The organism is Burkholderia guangdongensis (assembly GCF_013403875.1).
Lineage (GTDB): Bacteria > Pseudomonadota > Gammaproteobacteria > Burkholderiales > Burkholderiaceae > Burkholderia > Burkholderia guangdongensis.
This window is the reverse complement of sequence record NZ_JACBNX010000026.1, coordinates 31,302-46,943: the sequence shown is the minus strand read 5'-3', so window position 1 is coordinate 46,943 and position 15,642 is coordinate 31,302. Positions and strand designations below refer to the sequence as shown.

Genomic DNA, 15,642 nt, shown 5'->3' with positions numbered 1-15,642 from the left:
GACGCAGGATCCGATCCGATGACAACCGGTTTTCTCCAGAAAATTTTTGGCAGCCGCAACCAGCGGCTCGTCAAGCAATATCAAAAGACCGTCGCGACGATCAATGCGCTCGAACCGCAGATCGAGAAGCTGACGGACGACCAGTTGCGCGGCAAGACGGATGAGTTCCGCCAGCGCGTCGCGGCCGGTGAATCGCTCGACAAGCTGCTGCCCGAAGCGTTCGCGGTCTGCCGCGAAGCGAGCCGCCGCGTGCTGAAAATGCGCCACTTCGACGTGCAGCTGATCGGCGGCATGGTGCTCCATTACGGCAAGATCGCCGAAATGCGCACCGGCGAAGGCAAGACGCTCGTCGCGACGCTGCCCGTCTACCTGAATGCGCTGTCGGGCCGCGGCGTGCACGTCGTGACCGTCAACGACTACCTCGCGCAGCGCGACGCCGAATGGATGGCGCGCCTCTACAACTTCCTCGGGCTGTCGGTTGGCATCAACCTGTCGGGGATGGAGCACGAGCAGAAGCAGCAGGCGTACGCGGCCGACATCACGTACGGCACGAACAACGAGTACGGCTTCGACTACCTGCGCGACAACATGGTCTACGAGACCGACTCGCGCGTGCAGCGCGCGCTGAACTTCGCGGTCGTCGACGAAGTGGACTCGATCCTGATCGACGAGGCGCGCACGCCGCTCATCATCTCGGGCCAGGCCGAGGATCACACCGAGCTGTACGTGCGGATGAACGCGCTGCCGCCGCTGCTCGAGCGCCAGATCGGCGAGGAAAAGGCCGACGGCACCGGCGTCGAGAAGCCGGGCGACTACACGCTCGACGAGAAGGCCCGCCAGGTGTTCCTGACCGAATCGGGCCACGAGAAGGCCGAGCGCCTGCTGTCCGAGTGGGGCCTGATCGGCGACGGCGAGAGCCTGTACGCGGCGCAGAACATCACGCTGATGCACCACGTGTACGCGGCGCTGCGCGCGCACACGCTGTTCCATCGCGATCAGCACTACGTCGTGCAGAACGGCGAAGTCGTGATCGTCGACGAATTCACGGGCCGCCTGATGGCCGGCCGCCGCTGGTCCGACGGCCTGCACCAGGCGGTCGAGGCGAAGGAGCACGTGAAGATCCAGAGCGAGAACCAGACGCTCGCGTCGATCACGTTCCAGAACTACTTCCGGATGTACGCGAAGCTGTCCGGCATGACCGGCACCGCGGACACCGAAGCGTACGAATTCAACGAGATCTACGGCCTCGAGACGGTCGTGATCCCGACCAACCGCCCGCCGAAGCGCATCGACAAGCAGGATCAGATCTACAAGACCGCGAAGGAACGCTACGACGCGGTGATCCGCGACATCGGCGAATGCTACGAGCGCGGCCAGCCGGTGCTCGTCGGCACGACGTCGATCGAGAACTCCGAGCTGCTGTCGCATCTGCTGAAGCAGGCCGGGCTGCCGCACGAGGTGCTGAACGCGAAGCAGCACGCGCGCGAAGCGGAGATCGTCGCCGAGGCGGGCCGTCCGCAGCGGATCACGATCGCGACGAACATGGCCGGCCGCGGCACCGACATCGTGCTCGGCGGCAACGCCGAGAAGCAGGCCACGTTCATCGAGGCCGACGAAGCGATTCCGGCCGACGAGAAGGCGCGCCGCATCCAGAAGCTCCACGACGAGTGGGAGACGCTGCACGAGCAGGTGAAGGCCGCGGGCGGCCTGCACATCATCGGCACCGAGCGTCACGAATCGCGCCGGATCGACAACCAGCTGCGCGGCCGCGCGGGCCGTCAGGGCGATCCGGGCTCGTCGCGCTTCTATCTGTCGCTCGACGATCCGCTGCTGCGCATCTTCGCCGGCGACCGCGTGCGCTCGATCATGGATCGCCTGAAGATGCCGGAAGGCGAGGCGATCGAGGCGGGCATCGTCACGCGCTCGATCGAATCCGCGCAGCGCAAGGTCGAGGCGCGCAACTTCGACATCCGCAAGCAGCTGCTCGAATACGACGACGTGTCGAACGATCAGCGCAAGGTCATCTACCAGCAGCGCAACGAACTGCTCGAAGCGCACGACATCACCGAGACGATCGGCGCGATGCGCAAGAGCGTGATCGGCGACGTCGTCCGCCAGTTCGTGCCGGCCGGCAGCATCGAGGAGCAGTGGGACGTCCCCGAGCTCGAGGAAGCGCTGCGCAACGACTGGCAGCTCGATCTCGCGATCCAGGAAATGGTGAACGAGTCGTCGTCGATCAGCGCCGAGGAAATCCTCGAAGCGGTGACGACCGCCGCCGACGAGCAGTACGAGGCGAAGGTCGCGCTGGTCGGCCGCGAATCGTTCAGCGCGTTCGAACGCTCGATCATGCTGCAGACGCTCGACCGCCTGTGGCGCGAGCATCTCGCGGCGCTCGACCATCTGCGCCAGGGCATCCATCTGCGCGGCTATGCGCAGCAGAACCCGAAGCAGGAATACAAGCGCGAGGCGTTCGAACTGTTCGCGGCGATGCTCGAGGCTGTCAAGCAGGAAGTCACGAAGATCGTGATGAACGTGCAGATCCAGTCGCCCGAGCAGCTCGAGGACGTGGCCGAGCAGATCGAGGAGCGCGGCGGCCATCTCGAGAACGTCGAGTACCAGCATGCCGAATTCGCGGAAGCGGCCGCGGCGGCGCCGGTCGCGAGCGGCGCCGCGTTCGCGACGGCAGCGGCGACCGCCGAGATGGTCGGCGACGCGATGATCCACAGCGGCCCCGGCGGCGAAGTACCGCGCGTCGGCCGCAACGATCCGTGCCCGTGCGGCAGCGGCAAGAAGTACAAACACTGTCACGGCAAGTTGTCATGATCGAACGCGGCGCACATTGAGCGCGCCGCTTCGGTCGCGCGCGGCGTCATCCGCGCGCAGTGCCACGTCAGCGGCGGCGGCCTTCCACGGGCGGCCGCCAGTTCGTTCAATCGATGCCGGCGAGTGCCGGCATTTTCCATCCGGCAGGTGAGCCACATGGCTGTCAATTTTCCGTCGATCGATCCCGCCCAACTGCACCCCGTCGCCGGCGTCACGCTCGGCTGGGCCGAGGGGAACATCCGCAAGCCGAATCGCAAGGACGTGCTCGTCGTCTCCGTCGACGAAGGCGCGACGGTGGCCGGCGTGTTCACCGAGAACCGCTTCTGCGCGGCGCCGGTGACCGTCTGCCGCGAGCATCTCGCGAAGGTGCGCGCGGGCGGTGCGGGGATTCGCGCGCTCGTCGTGAACACCGGCAACGCGAACGCGGGCACCGGCGAGCCGGGCCTCGCGCACGCGCGCGAGACGTGCGAAGAGCTCGCGCGCCTTGCCGGCATCGCGCCCGAGCAGGTGCTGCCGTTCTCGACCGGCGTGATCCTCGAGCCGCTGCCGGTCGACCGCCTGAAGGCCGCGCTGCCGGCCGCGCTTGCGAACCGTCAGGCCGCGCACTGGTACGACGCCGCGCAGGCGATCATGACGACCGACACGCTGCCGAAGGCGACGTCGCGCCAGGTGACGATCGACGGCCATACGGTCACGCTGACCGGCATCAGCAAGGGCGCGGGCATGATCAAGCCGAACATGGCGACGATGCTCGGCTTCCTCGCGTTCGACGCGACGCTCGCGCAGCCGGTGCTCGACACGCTCGTGAAGGAAGTCGCCGATCGCTCGTTCAACTGCATCACGATCGACGGCGACACGTCGACGAACGACTCGTTCATCCTGGTCGCGTCGGGCAAGAGCAGCCTGCCCGCGATCACGTCGACCGATTCGCCCGCGTACGCGGCGCTGCGCGACGCGGTGACCGCGGTCGCGCAGACGCTGTCGCAGCTGATCGTGCGTGACGGCGAAGGGGCGACGAAGTTCATCACGGTGCGGGTCGAAGGCGGCCGGAACGTCGCCGAGTGCCGCCAGATCGCGTACGCGATCGGTCACTCGCCGCTTGTGAAGACCGCGTTCTACGCATCCGACCCGAATCTCGGCCGCATTCTCGCGGCGATCGGCTATGCGGGCGTGACCGATCTCGACGTCGGCAGGATCGACCTCTATCTCGACGACGTGCTCGTCGCGAAGGCGGGCGGCCGCAATCCCGCGTACCAGGAAGAGGACGGCCAGCGGGTGATGAAGCAGAGCGAGATCGCGATCCGCGTGCTGCTCGGCCGCGGCGACGCGCAGGCGACGATCTGGACGTGCGACCTGTCGCACGATTACGTGAGCATCAACGCGGACTACCGCTCCTGATCCGGCGGGGGCCGGCACCGAACATGGACAAGCTCGAACAATTCCTGACACGCGCGGAAACGCTGCTCGAACGGCTCGAATCGATGCTGCCGCCGGCTGCGGCGGCGGTCGACTGGAGCGCCGCGCACGCGTTCCGCTGGCGCAAGCGCCAGGGGCGCGGCTATCTGCAGCCGGTGCCGGCGCTGTCGCCGATCTCGCTCGCCGACCTGCACAACATCGACCGCCAGAAGGCGCTGATCGAGCAGAACACGCGGCAGTTCGTGCAGAAGAAGCCCGCGAACAACGTGCTGCTGACGGGCGCGCGCGGCACCGGCAAGTCTTCGCTGATCAAGGCGTGCCTGAACGCGCACGCGCAGGACGGGCTGCGCCTGATCGAAGTCGACAAGGACGACCTGCACGATCTCGGCGACATCGTCGACCTGATCGCGCAGCGCCCCGAGCGCTTCATCGTGTTCTGCGACGATCTGTCGTTCGAGGAAGGCGAGTCGGGCTACAAGGCGCTGAAGGTCGCGCTCGACGGCTCGATCGCCGCGCAGTCGGACAACGTGCTGATCTACGCGACGTCGAACCGCCGCCATCTGCTGCCCGAGTACATGAGCGACAACGAGACGTACAAGCATCTGCCGGACGGCGAGATCCATCCGGGCGAGGTCGTCGAGGAGAAGATCTCGCTGTCCGAGCGTTTCGGGCTCTGGGTCAGCTTCTATCCGTTCAAGCAGGACGACTATCTCGGGATCGTCGCGCACTGGCTGCGCCATTTCGGTTGCGACGACGCGGAAATCGGGCAGGCGCGCGGCGATGCGCTCGTCTGGGCGCTCGAGCGCGGATCGCGGTCGGGGCGCGTCGCGTGGCAGTTCGCGCGCGACTGGTCGGGCCGCAAGGAGCCGGCATGACGGCGGCGCACGCGCCCGACGGCCGGAAGGTGACCGAGGTCGCGGTCGGCGTGATGGTGTCGCCGGATGGACGGTATCTGCTCGCGCAGCGGCTGGCGGGCAAGCCGTATGAAGGCTATTGGGAGTTCCCGGGCGGCAAGCTCGAGGCGGGCGAGAGCGTCGAGGACGCGCTCGCGCGCGAGCTGCACGAGGAGCTCGGGATCGCCGTCACCGCGTGCCATCGCTGGCACACGCTCGAGCACGATTATCCGCATGCGTACGTGCGGCTTTACTTCTGCAAGGTGACCGGCTGGACCGGCGAGCTGCACGGTAAGGAAGGGCAGGCGTTCGTGTGGCAGCATCTGCCGGTCGACGTCGCGCCGCTGCTGCCGGCGGCGCTGCCGGTGCTCGAACTGCTCGCGAAGGACGAAGCGCAGCGCTAGGCGCTGCGCGCTTGTTCAGCGATCGCCGCGTTCGTTCGAATCGCTTTCTTCCGACGAAGGCTCGTCGCCGGTGCTGCCGATCCGGTACTTTTCGGCGGCCCATGCGCCGAGATCGAGTTGCTTGCAGCGCGCGGAGCAGAAGGGCCGGAAGCGATTTTCCGGGGCCCAGCGCACTTCCTTGCCGCAGGATGGGCATTTCACGACGGTAGTCATACGGGATCGAATCGGCTCGGGGCCGTTACAGATTGCAGAGCGTGAGATGGAACGGCACGTCGGTATCGACCGCGCGCGGCCGCACGTCGCCGTCCTGCATCGTGAAGCGTACCCACAGCATGTACTTGTTCGCGCTCGCTTCGGGGATCACACGCAGCTCCGGCGCGACGCGCACCTGCATCAGCTGGTACGTGCGGCCGGACAGCATTTGCTGATAGCTGCCCTGCATCGCCATCACCTTCGACGACTGCCCCGATTCGCGCGCGAGCCGCAGCACGATCGCGGCCGCGTCGCGCAGCGGCAGCAGCGGCATGATCCATTTCGCGATGTCCTGGCGCCGCTGCTCGGCGGGCCACTGCTGCCATGCGTAATACGACGGCAGATCGAACTTGCAGGTGCCGCCCGGAATGACCGCGCGGCTGCGGATGCTCGCGAGCCATTCGTTGTCGACCAGATGCTGGCCGGTGCGGCCCTGCATCTGCGCGAGATTCGCGAGCGTCTGCTCGATTTCGCCGAGCACCGCTTCGAGCGCGTTCTGCTCGATGCCAGGATTGCCGCGGAACGGCGCGAGCGTCTGGCGCTGACGCTCGAGCTCCTTCATCAGATCCGATTTCAGATCCGCGCGACCCGTGACCTCGGCGATTTCGAACAGCGTCGTCAGCGCGACGTGATGTTCCCGTGCGTCCTCTTGAGCCAAAAAGAACGTGAAGCGCTCGAACAGGTCTTCGAGACGCAACAGCGTGCGAATTCGCTCATTGAACGGGTACTCGTAAAGAATCAAGCGCGCTCGCCTCTCGCGTGGGGAATGACAGAATGCAGGACATTCTAATGCTCATGGTCTACCCGAGCAACGCGCGATTTTTTGGGGCCCGCCTGGGCGCAAGCAACCGGGCGGCGCTCATTTCGCTGCGGCCGCGTATGCGAGATAGCGCTGGTGCAGCGCATCGACGTGCGCGGCGAGCGCGTCGCGCGGCACGTGATCGTTGACGATCACGTCGTCCGCCGCGGCAAGACGCGCGTCGCGCGACGCCTGCCGCGCGATGATCGCTTCGACTTGCTCGCGCGCGAAGCCGTTGCGGCGCATCACGCGTTCGATCTGCGTGGCGACCGCGCAATCGACGACGAGCACGCGGTTGACGCGTCCTTTCCAGTTGCCTGACTCGACGAGGAGCGGCACGACGTGCATCACGTACGCGCCGCGAGCATCGCGGGTCTCGCGTTCCGTTTCGGCACGGATCAGCGGATGCGTGATCGCTTCGAGGCGCCGCTTCGCGTCGTCGTCGCTGAAGACCAGCACGCGCATCTTCGCGCGATCGAGCGAGCCGTCGGCGGCGACGTAGTCGGGGCCGAACGCCTGTGCGATCGCGGGCATCGCGAGCCCGCCCGGCGCGGTAATTCGGTGGGCGATCAGATCCGTGTCGACGATCGACGCGCCGCGCGCCGCGAACAGATCGGCGACGGTCGTCTTGCCGCTGCCGATCCCGCCGGTGAGTCCTACTGCGAACATGCGAGCCTCCGGCAGGTCGCTTCACTCAGTCGATTCATCTCAGCCTCCGCCGGGCCGCCCCAAGGAGGCTGAGCGCCCCCTCGGGGGGCAGCGAACGTAGTGAGCGTGGGGGTCGTTTCATCTCAGCCTCCGAGCGCGGAATAGAACGGTGTTCCGAAAAACAGCGTCGCGGCGGCGCCCGCCGCGAGAAACGGGCCGAACGGGAGCGGCTCCTCGAATCGCATGCGGCCGCGCCAGGTTGCGACGATCCCGACGATCGCGCCGGTGACGGCCGCGAACAGCACGACCTGCGGCAGCGCGGCCCAGCCGAGCCACGCGCCGATCGCGGCGAGCAGCTTCAGATCGCCGAAGCCGATGCCTTCGATGCCGCGCAGCCACCTGAACAGCCAGTAGATCGACCATAGAAACAGATACCCGGCCATCGCGCCGATCACGGCCGCGCGCAGCGACGCGAACGTGCCGCCGAGATTGAACGCGAGTCCGGCCCAGAGAAGCGGCAGCGTCATCGAATCGGGCAGATAGCCGGTCCGGATGTCGATCGCGCTCATCGCGAGCAGCACCGCGCACAGGCAGAACGCGGCGAGCGCCGGGACGGTCGGCCCGAACGTCGCGAGCGACGCGGCGGCGAGCAGCCCGCTTGCGAGCTCGACGAACGGATAGCGCAGGCCGATCGGATGTCCGCACTGGCCACAGCGCCCGCGCAGCAGCGCGTAGCTGACGAGCGGAATGTTTTCCCACGCGCGCAGCACGTGGCCGCAATGCGGGCATGCGCTGCGCGGACGCCAGAGATCGTAGCGCGGCGGATAGCCGTCGCCGGGCGTTGCATCGGTGCCGGCGGCCTCGGCGATCTCCGCTTCCCACGCGCGCTGCATCATCACCGGCAGACGATGGATCACGACGTTGAGGAAGCTGCCGATGCAGAGCCCGATCGCGATCGCGAACACATATTGCGCGGCCGGCGGCAGCATCGCCAGCACGGGCAACGCGGCTGCGGGCGAGTCGGAGGCGGCATACGGAAAAGCGTGAATCATAGGGACATAGTGGCTACGGGCGGGCTAAAAGGCGACAGATTCGGTTGCGATGCTACACCACGTTGCCGAGCTGGAGGATGGGCAGATACATCGCGACGACGAGGCTGCCGACGAGTGCGCCGAGCACGATCACGATCAGCGGCTCGCCGAGCGCGGCGAGCACGTCGAGCTGCGCGTCGAGCTGGCGTTCGCAGAGCGCGGCGATGTCGGCGAGCATCGTGTCGAGCGCGCCCGTTTCCTCGGCGACGGCGACCGGCTGCACGACATCGTCCGGGAAGCAGCCGGCGGCGCGCATCGCATCGGCGAGCCGTTCGCCGTGCAGCACACGAGCGGCGATGCGTGCGGTGGCCCGTTCGAATACCGGATGGCCGGCGGTGTGCTCGAGTGTCGAGAATGCGTCGGCGAGCGGCACGCCGGATGCGAGCAGCGTCGCGAGCGCCCGGCACCAGCGCGCGGTCGAGAGCCGGCGCAGTGCCGCACCGGCGAGCGGCACGCGCAGCCCGTGCCGCGCGAGCGCGAAGCTCAACGTCGGCGAGCGGCGGATCGCGTGACGCGCGATCGCGCTCGCCCCGACGGCGCACGCGATCGCCGGGCCGCCCCACGCCGATGCGGCCGAAGCCAGCGCGAGCAGCGCGCGTGTCGGCGCAGGCAGCGCCGCGCCGAAGCTGTCGAAGATCTGCCGGAACGTCGGCACGACCCAGATCATCAATGCGAACGTGATCGCGAGCGCGAACAGCACGACCGCCACCGGGTACGCGAGCGCCGCGCGCAGCTTGCGACGCAGCGTCTCCGCGCGCTCGCGCGTTTGCGCGACGCGCGTCAATACCGTCGAGAGCGCACCGGACATCTCGCCGACCTCGACGAGCTGGCCGTAAAGCGAGCCGAACTGCGCCGGATAGCGGGCGACGGCGGTTGCGAAGCTGTGGCCCGCGACGATCTCGCGTGCGAGACCGGCTGCGATGCGGCGCATGCCGTCGTGCTCGTCCGCTTGCGCCAGCATGTCGAGCGACGCCGCGAGCGGCAGGCCGGCCTGCAGCAGGCTCGCGAGCTGTCGCGTGAAGCGGGTGACGTCACGTGCTCGGGCGGCCGGCGGCCGCGCGTGGCCGAGCGGCTCCAGCGCGAGCACGGCGATGCCCGCGCGCTTGAGCGCGGCACGCGCGCCCGCTGTGTCGAACGCGATCGCGACGCCGCGGCGCAGCGCGCCGTCCGCCCGACGGCCGCGCCAGCGAAAGCGGGTTTCGCGCGGTGGCGTGTGCGGTGTCATGCGTCGGGCGTCGCGGCCAGCGCTTCCGCGACGCTCGTCGTGCCGTCGCGCACGCGCGCGAGCGCCGCATCGCGCAGGCTGCCGACGCGTTCACGCTCGGCCTGCCGCGTGAGTTCGCCGACGCTCGCGCGTGCGACGACACGTTCCCGCAGGCTCGGCGAGACCGGCATCGTCTGGTGGATGCCGATGCGTCCGCGATAACCGATCCCGTGGCATACGGCGCAGCCGCGCGCGACGAACGGCCGCCAGCCCGATGCGAGCGCGGCGGGATCGCATCCCGCTTCGCTCAGCACGCGCGCGGGGGCATCCGACGGCATCCTGCACGCGGTGCAGAGGCGCCGCACGAGCCGCTGCGCGGTGACGAGCCGCAGCGCGGCCGCGAGGTTGTACGGCGCGATGCCGATGTCGAGCAGCCGCGCGATCGCGGCGGGCGCGTCGTTCGTGTGCAGCGTCGACAGCACCAGATGGCCGGTCTGCGCGGCCTTGATCGCGACGTCCGCCGTCTCGGCATCGCGAATCTCGCCGACCATGATGATGTCGGGATCCTGCCTCAGCAGCGCACGCAGCGCGGTCGCGAACGTCAGCCCCGCCTTGTCGGAGACGCCGACCTGGTTGATCCCTTCGAGCTGAATCTCGGCCGGATCCTCGACGGTGCAGATGTTGTGCGCATCGCGATCGAGCATCTGCAGCACGCAGTACAGCGACAGCGTCTTGCCGCTGCCTGTCGGGCCCGTGACGAGCACGAGGCCGTGCGGCGCGCGTGTCGCCGATTCGACGATGCGCGCCTGCTCGGCATCGAACCCGAGGCTCGCGAGCGTGAGGTCGGGCGGCAGCGTTTCGAGACGGCGCAGCACGAGCTTTTCGCCGAACAGTGTCGGCAGCGAACTCACGCGGTAGTCCGCGCGTTCGTGCTCGCCGAGCGCGATCCGCAGCCGGCCGTCCTGCGGCACGCGCCGTTCGGCGATGTCCATGCGCGCGAGCACTTTCGTGCGCGTGATCAGCGCGTCGCGCAGATGCGCGGGCGGGCGCGCGTATTCGTGCAGCACACCGTCGATGCGCAACCGGATCCGCCAGCCGGCCTCGAACGGCTCGACGTGGATATCGGATGCCTGGCGCGCACGCGACGCGCGCAGCGTGTCGGTCAACAGCCGCACGGCCGGCGCGTCGTCGAGTTCGGCCGCGTCGAGCGGGCGTTTCGGATCGGGAATCGCGGGTGCGCCCGCGGGAGGAGTGAACAGCATGCGTGCCGGCTCGCGGGCCGCCTTCGAACGTGACGACCCGATGATCGCCCGGACGCGGCGGCGCCGGCAGTCGGCCGTTCGGCTAACGCGAACCGCCGCGCGCGGCGCGCGGCTTGAAGACCTTCACGGTGCGCACCGCCTGATCGTCGCTGCGCATCACTTCGAGCATCACGCCCGCGATCTTCACGCAGACGTCGCCTTCCGGAATTTCCTCGAGCTCTTCGAGGATCAGGCCATTGAGCGTTTTTGGCCCGTCGGTCGGCAGTTTCAGGTGCAGCCAGCGATTCAGCTCGCGCAGCGGCATGCTGCCCGCGACGATGCGTTCGCCGTCCGCGTTCCAGCCGCCCGTGTGCTCGCTGCGCGGCATCGACGTCGTGAATTCGCCGATCAGTTCCTCGATGATGTCCTCGGGCGTCACGAGGCCTTCGAGTTCGCCGTACTCGTTGACGATGAGCGCGGTGCGCTGCCGGCTCTCCTGGAAATACTGGAGCTGCTGGACCACCGGCGTGCCGGACGGCACGTAATACGGCTCGGCGAGCAGCGTGCGCAGCGTGTCGCGATCGAAGTCCTGGTTGTGCAGCCCGGTCAGCGTCTTGCGCACGTGCAAAATGCCGAGCACGTTGTCGATGTCGCCTTCGTAGACGACGAGCCGGTTGTGATAGCAGGTCTCGAGCTGATGCAGGATGTCGTCGAGCGGCGAAACGAGATTCAGCGATTCGATCTGGCGGCGCGGCACCATCACATCGTCAACGCTGATGTTCTCGAGGTCGAACAGGTTCAGCAGGATGCTGCGGTGCTTGGTTGGCATGAAGCTGGCCGACTCGACGACGATCGTGCGCAGTTCCTCGGCCGTCAGCCGCTGGTCGCGGCCGTTCTTCGTATTGATCCGCAGCATCCGGAGCACGCCGCCCGCGAGCGTGTTCACGAACCAGACGACCGGCCTGAGTGCGCGCATCAACGGTGCGATCAGCAGACTCGCGGGCAGCGCGATCCGCTCGGGGAACGTCGCGCCGACGATCTTCGGCGTGATCTCGGCGAACACGATGATCAGGAACGCGACGATGCCGGTCGCGATCGACAGCACGAAGTTGTCGTGGCCGAACGTGCGCAGCGCGATCGACGTCGTGAGCACCGGGATGATCGTGTTGAACAGGTTGTTGCCGATCAGGATCACGCTGAGGAGTTGATCGGTGCGTGCGAGGAGGCCCTGCGTCGTCTTCGCGCCGAGCGAGCCCTGGCCGACGAGATGTTTCAGCCGATGGCGGTTGAGCGCCATCATCGCGGTTTCAGAGATCGAAAAAAAGCTGGAGCAGAGGAGAAGCAGAAAGATGGCGGCGATCTGCGCCCAAAGCGGAAGGTGGTCCACGCGTCGGAAGGAGCTGTGAGGGACAGGGATGGGGGGACTATAGCAGAGGGCGGTGGCCGGACCGTCGCGTGCATGCGTCGGCCGAACGGGCAACGTTGGCTGCGGGCGAAAAAAAACCGTGCACGGAGTGCACGGTTTTTTCAAATCTGGTCGGGGTGAGAGGATTCGAACCTCCGGCCTCTACGTCCCGAACGTAGCGCTCTACCAGGCTAAGCTACACCCCGATTTGGACTCTTCCGATGCTTCAGTCTCTTTCAAGACTGCCTGCATCGTCGAGCAAGAACATAACTATAACAGCGATTTTTCCGAATTGGAAGCCCGGAACGAAGAAATTTGTCGCGGCGCGTATTCGGCAATTGCTGCGCGGCAATTGCTGCGGCATCGCTGTTGCCGCTCACGACTGCCGCGACGTCGAGTACGAGCACAGCTCGATCAGACTCTCCTTGAACACGGAGTCGGGGAACGACGCGATCGCGGCTGCGGCGGCCATCGCTTCCTGGCGCGCGCATTCGAGCGTGTGGTCGAGCGCGCCCGAGCGCGTGATCGCGTCGAAAATCGTGTCGAAGCGGTCGGTGCCGCCCTGTTCGATCGCCTCGCGCGCGAGCGCGGCCTGCTCGGGCGTGCCGTTCTCGATCAGATGGATCAGCGGCAGCGTCGGCTTGCCCTCGCGCAGGTCGTCGCCGGCGTTCTTGCCCATCGCCTCCGCAGTGCCCGCGTAGTCGAGCCAGTCGTCCATGATCTGGAACGCGGTGCCGATGCGCCGCCCATACTCGGCCGCGGCGGCCTCGGTCGGCGCGTCGGCGCCCGCGAGCACCGCACCCAGGCGCGCGGACGCCTCGAACAGCTTCGCGGTCTTGTAGCGGATCACGCGCATGTAGCGCGCTTCGTCGACGTCCGGGTCGTGCATGTTCAGCAGTTGCAGCACTTCGCCTTCGGAGATGATCGTCGTCGCTTCGGACAGAATCTCCATCACGCGCATCTTGCCGACACCGACCATCATCTCGAACGAGCGCGAATACAGGTAGTCGCCGACCAGCACGCTCGCCGCGTTGCCGAACAGCGCATTCGCGGTTTGCCGGCCGCGGCGCAGCTCGGATTCATCGACGACGTCGTCGTGCAGCAGCGTCGCCGTATGGATAAACTCGACGACGGCCGCGAGCACGTGCCGCTGGTTCGACGGATCGCCGAGCGCGCCCGCGACGAGCAACAGCAACGCCGGACGCAGCCGCTTGCCGCCCGCGCCGATGATGTACTCGGCGATCTGGTTGATCAGCAGCACGTCGGACGCGAGGCTTTGCCGGATGACGCGGTTCACCTGCTCCATATCGCTGGCGATCGGAGCAAGCAGCTGGGCGGCGCTGAGGGAGGGGGAGGCGGTCGACGACATGATCATGACATTGGGTGATGCGGCGGATTATAAGGCGAATCCGCCGCGCACCGGGCCGCCGCGCGCGCCGAGGGCGCGTTTTTTGGCCATCCGGACGACCCCGGCGGGCGGCAATCGTCAATCGGCTTTGACTGCGGAGCTAACTCTCTGTATAATCACGCCTTTTCCGTGCGTGGTGCGCGGGGAAATAGATCCAGAGTGAGGTTTTCAATGTACGCGGTCATAAAAACCGGCGGCAAGCAGTACAAGGTTGCCGTTGGCGAAAAACTGAAAGTAGAACAGATACCGGCTGACATTGACGCTGAAATCACGCTCGACCAGGTTCTCGCAGTGGGCGAAGGCGAATCGATTCAGTTCGGTACGCCGCTGGTCAGTGGGGCTTCCGTCAAGGCAACCGTCGTTTCCCACGGTCGTCATGCCAAGGTCACCATCTTCAAGATGCGTCGCCGGAAGCACTACCAAAAGCACGGCGGCCACCGCCAGAACTACACTGAGCTGCGCATCGACGCGATCAACGCGTAAGCGCCTCGGTAAAGGAGCAATCAGATGGCACACAAAAAGGCAGGCGGATCGTCCCGGAACGGCCGCGACTCCGAGTCGAAACGCCTCGGCGTGAAGGTGTACGGCGGCCAGGCGATCAACGCCGGCGGCATCATCGTGCGTCAGCGCGGCACCCGCATGCATGCTGGCGACAACGTCGGCATGGGCAAGGACCACACGCTGTTCGCGCTGGTCGACGGCCACGTGAAGTTCGCAACGAAGGGCGCGGACAAGAAGCATATGGTCATCGTCGTTCCGGCGGCTGCCTGAGTTCAGGCACCACGGGCTTCGTAGCCGAAAGGCCCCGCGGCAGCCGCGGGGCCTTTTTTATTTGTCGCCTCATGGGCGGCGTTGGCCGAACGGCCGATTGTTCAAGCGCGATGGCGCGCGGCACAATAGCGGGAAATACTGGGCGGAGTAACGAATGAAGTTCATTGACGAAGCGCGAATCGAAGTCATCGCCGGCGACGGAGGCGATGGCAGCGCGTCGATGCGCCGCGAGAAATTCGTTCCGTTCGGCGGGCCGGACGGCGGCGACGGCGGCCGTGGCGGCAGCGTCTATGCGGTCGCCGACCGCAACATCAACACGCTGATCGACTACCGCTACGCGAAGAAGCACCTGGCGCGCAACGGCGAGAACGGCCGCGGCGCCGACTGCTACGGCAAGGGCGGCGACGACATCACGCTGCGCATGCCGGTCGGCACGGTCATCAACGACATGGATACCGGCGAGCTGATCGCCGATCTGACCGAGCACGACCAGAAGGTGATGCTCGCGGCGGGCGGCACGGGCGGCCTCGGTAACCTGCATTTCAAGTCGAGCACGAACCGCGCGCCGCGCCAGAAGACGGAAGGCAAGCCCGGCGAGCGCCGGATGCTGCGCCTCGAGCTGAAGGTGCTCGCCGACGTCGGTCTGCTCGGGATGCCGAACGCGGGCAAGTCGACGTTCATCTCGTCGGTGTCGAACGCGAGGCCGAAGATCGCCGACTATCCGTTCACGACGCTCGCGCCGAACCTTGGCGTCGTGCGCGTCGGGCCGAGCAAGAGTTTCGTGATCGCGGACATTCCGGGGTTGATCGAAGGCGCGGCCGAAGGCGCGGGTCTCGGTCATCAGTTCCTTCGGCATCTGCAGCGCACTGGCCTGCTGCTGCATCTCGTCGATCTGGCGCCGTTCGACGAGAACGTCGATCCGGTTGCGGAAGCGAAGGCGATCGTCGGCGAGCTGCGCAAGTACGACGAGGCGCTGTTCGAGAAGCCGCGCTGGCTCGTGCTGAACAAGCTCGACATGGTGCCGGACGACGAGCGCGAAGCGCGTGTCGCCGATTTTCTCGCGCGCTTCGAGTGGGGCGGGCCGGTGTTCGAGATCTCGGCGCTGACCGGCCAGGGCTGCGAGGCGCTCTGCTACGCGATCTACGACTATCTCGCCGCGCATTCGGACGCCCATCGCGCGGCCGAGGCGGAAGATCTGGCCGCTGACGTGCGGTTCCGCGATGCGCCGCCGGGCGAGCAGCCGGCGCCGGACGCCTGACGGGTTCGGATTGCGCCGCGCGCTTCGCC

Annotated in this window: 16 protein-coding genes and 1 tRNA gene; 8 read left to right on the top strand and 9 right to left on the bottom strand. The window is 67.1% G+C overall.

What is annotated here, in order from left to right:
* Positions 1 to 18: 18 nt before the first annotated feature.
* The 4 genes from secA (at position 19) to HZI36_RS22670 (ending at position 5,536) form a co-directional block, all read left to right on the top strand.
* The gene (gene secA, locus HZI36_RS22685) at positions 19 to 2,823 is read left to right on the top strand and encodes a preprotein translocase subunit SecA (RefSeq protein WP_179404915.1); all 2,805 of its coding nucleotides are present in this window, start codon (positions 19 to 21) and stop codon (positions 2,821 to 2,823) included.
* A 156-nt stretch (positions 2,824 to 2,979) separates the two neighbouring features.
* Positions 2,980 to 4,221 (top strand): bifunctional glutamate N-acetyltransferase/amino-acid acetyltransferase ArgJ, encoded by a 1,242-nt coding sequence (argJ, locus tag HZI36_RS22680; protein ID WP_179404914.1) that lies wholly within the window; start codon positions 2,980 to 2,982, stop codon positions 4,219 to 4,221.
* A 23-nt stretch (positions 4,222 to 4,244) separates the two neighbouring features.
* On the top strand, positions 4,245 to 5,114 hold the full coding sequence (locus HZI36_RS22675) for an ATP-binding protein (protein ID WP_179404913.1): 870 nt from the start codon (positions 4,245 to 4,247) through the stop codon (positions 5,112 to 5,114).
* On the top strand, positions 5,111 to 5,536 hold the full coding sequence (locus HZI36_RS22670) for an NUDIX domain-containing protein (RefSeq protein WP_179404912.1): 426 nt from the start codon (positions 5,111 to 5,113) through the stop codon (positions 5,534 to 5,536). The genes HZI36_RS22675 and HZI36_RS22670 overlap by 4 nt, the downstream gene beginning before the upstream one ends.
* 15 nt (positions 5,537 to 5,551) lie before the next feature.
* Here HZI36_RS22670 and HZI36_RS22665 read toward each other — a convergent pair whose 3' ends face one another.
* The 9 genes from HZI36_RS22665 to HZI36_RS22625 form a co-directional block, all read right to left on the bottom strand.
* The gene (locus HZI36_RS22665) at positions 5,552 to 5,749 is read right to left on the bottom strand and encodes a DNA gyrase inhibitor YacG (protein ID WP_179404911.1); all 198 of its coding nucleotides are present in this window, start codon (positions 5,747 to 5,749) and stop codon (positions 5,552 to 5,554) included.
* 25 nt (positions 5,750 to 5,774) lie between these two features.
* On the bottom strand, positions 5,775 to 6,530 hold the full coding sequence (gene zapD / locus HZI36_RS22660; protein ID WP_179404910.1) for a cell division protein ZapD: 756 nt from the start codon (positions 6,528 to 6,530) through the stop codon (positions 5,775 to 5,777).
* Positions 6,531 to 6,647: 117 nt separating this feature from the next.
* Positions 6,648 to 7,256, bottom strand: coding sequence for a dephospho-CoA kinase (gene coaE, locus HZI36_RS22655; RefSeq protein WP_179404909.1), 609 nt, complete (start codon positions 7,254 to 7,256; stop codon positions 6,648 to 6,650).
* A 122-nt stretch (positions 7,257 to 7,378) separates the two neighbouring features.
* Positions 7,379 to 8,287, bottom strand: a complete 909-nt coding sequence (locus tag HZI36_RS22650) for a prepilin peptidase (protein ID WP_179404908.1) — start codon at positions 8,285 to 8,287, stop codon at positions 7,379 to 7,381.
* A gap of 52 nt (positions 8,288 to 8,339) precedes the next feature.
* The gene (locus HZI36_RS22645) at positions 8,340 to 9,551 is read right to left on the bottom strand and encodes a type II secretion system F family protein (protein WP_179404907.1); all 1,212 of its coding nucleotides are present in this window, start codon (positions 9,549 to 9,551) and stop codon (positions 8,340 to 8,342) included.
* Positions 9,548 to 10,792 carry a GspE/PulE family protein gene (locus HZI36_RS22640; protein WP_179404906.1) on the bottom strand — a complete coding sequence of 415 codons (1,245 nt, stop codon included), beginning with the start codon at positions 10,790 to 10,792 and terminating at the stop codon, positions 9,548 to 9,550. Before HZI36_RS22640 ends, HZI36_RS22645 begins: the two co-directional genes overlap by 4 nt.
* An 82-nt stretch (positions 10,793 to 10,874) precedes the next feature.
* Positions 10,875 to 12,158, bottom strand: coding sequence for a CNNM domain-containing protein (locus tag HZI36_RS22635; RefSeq protein WP_179404905.1), 1,284 nt, complete (start codon positions 12,156 to 12,158; stop codon positions 10,875 to 10,877).
* A gap of 147 nt (positions 12,159 to 12,305) precedes the next feature.
* Positions 12,306 to 12,382 (bottom strand) — tRNA-Pro (locus HZI36_RS22630).
* 170 nt (positions 12,383 to 12,552) lie between these two features.
* The gene (locus HZI36_RS22625; RefSeq protein ID WP_179404904.1) at positions 12,553 to 13,545 is read right to left on the bottom strand and encodes a polyprenyl synthetase family protein; all 993 of its coding nucleotides are present in this window, start codon (positions 13,543 to 13,545) and stop codon (positions 12,553 to 12,555) included.
* Between HZI36_RS22625 and HZI36_RS22620 the strand changes: the two genes are divergently transcribed.
* The 4 genes from HZI36_RS22620 (at position 13,460) to obgE (ending at position 15,613) form a co-directional block, all read left to right on the top strand.
* Positions 13,460 to 13,747 carry a hypothetical protein gene (locus tag HZI36_RS22620; protein WP_218884227.1) on the top strand — a complete coding sequence of 96 codons (288 nt, stop codon included), beginning with the start codon at positions 13,460 to 13,462 and terminating at the stop codon, positions 13,745 to 13,747. The genes HZI36_RS22625 and HZI36_RS22620 overlap by 86 nt on opposite strands.
* A gap of 8 nt (positions 13,748 to 13,755) precedes the next feature.
* Positions 13,756 to 14,067 carry a 50S ribosomal protein L21 gene (gene rplU / locus HZI36_RS22615; RefSeq protein WP_004194344.1) on the top strand — a complete coding sequence of 104 codons (312 nt, stop codon included), beginning with the start codon at positions 13,756 to 13,758 and terminating at the stop codon, positions 14,065 to 14,067.
* A gap of 24 nt (positions 14,068 to 14,091) precedes the next feature.
* Positions 14,092 to 14,355 (top strand): 50S ribosomal protein L27, encoded by a 264-nt coding sequence (rpmA, locus tag HZI36_RS22610; protein ID WP_059479568.1) that lies wholly within the window; start codon positions 14,092 to 14,094, stop codon positions 14,353 to 14,355.
* Between the two features lie 154 nt (positions 14,356 to 14,509).
* Positions 14,510 to 15,613, top strand: coding sequence for a GTPase ObgE (gene obgE, locus HZI36_RS22605; RefSeq protein WP_179404903.1), 1,104 nt, complete (start codon positions 14,510 to 14,512; stop codon positions 15,611 to 15,613).
* Positions 15,614 to 15,642 lie beyond the last annotated feature (29 nt).

Excerpts from the sequence above, each read along its gene's own strand:
- secA (WP_179404915.1), top strand. The coding sequence starts at position 19 with ATGACAACCGGTTTTCTCCAGAAAATTTTTGGCAGCCGCAACCAGCGG.
- argJ (WP_179404914.1), top strand. The coding sequence starts at position 2,980 with ATGGCTGTCAATTTTCCGTCGATCGATCCCGCCCAACTGCACCCCGTC.
- HZI36_RS22675 (WP_179404913.1), top strand. The coding sequence starts at position 4,245 with ATGGACAAGCTCGAACAATTCCTGACACGCGCGGAAACGCTGCTCGAA.
- HZI36_RS22670 (WP_179404912.1), top strand. The coding sequence starts at position 5,111 with ATGACGGCGGCGCACGCGCCCGACGGCCGGAAGGTGACCGAGGTCGCG.
- HZI36_RS22665 (WP_179404911.1), bottom strand. The coding sequence starts at position 5,749 with ATGACTACCGTCGTGAAATGCCCATCCTGCGGCAAGGAAGTGCGCTGG.
- coaE (WP_179404909.1), bottom strand. The coding sequence starts at position 7,256 with ATGTTCGCAGTAGGACTCACCGGCGGGATCGGCAGCGGCAAGACGACC.
- HZI36_RS22650 (WP_179404908.1), bottom strand. The coding sequence starts at position 8,287 with ATGATTCACGCTTTTCCGTATGCCGCCTCCGACTCGCCCGCAGCCGCG.
- HZI36_RS22645 (WP_179404907.1), bottom strand. The coding sequence starts at position 9,551 with ATGACACCGCACACGCCACCGCGCGAAACCCGCTTTCGCTGGCGCGGC.
- HZI36_RS22640 (WP_179404906.1), bottom strand. The coding sequence starts at position 10,792 with ATGCTGTTCACTCCTCCCGCGGGCGCACCCGCGATTCCCGATCCGAAA.
- HZI36_RS22620 (WP_218884227.1), top strand. The coding sequence starts at position 13,460 with ATGACGCGGTTCACCTGCTCCATATCGCTGGCGATCGGAGCAAGCAGC.
- HZI36_RS22625 (WP_179404904.1), bottom strand. The coding sequence starts at position 13,545 with ATGTCGTCGACCGCCTCCCCCTCCCTCAGCGCCGCCCAGCTGCTTGCT.
- rplU (WP_004194344.1), top strand. The coding sequence starts at position 13,756 with ATGTACGCGGTCATAAAAACCGGCGGCAAGCAGTACAAGGTTGCCGTT.
- rpmA (WP_059479568.1), top strand. The coding sequence starts at position 14,092 with ATGGCACACAAAAAGGCAGGCGGATCGTCCCGGAACGGCCGCGACTCC.
- obgE (WP_179404903.1), top strand. The coding sequence starts at position 14,510 with ATGAAGTTCATTGACGAAGCGCGAATCGAAGTCATCGCCGGCGACGGA.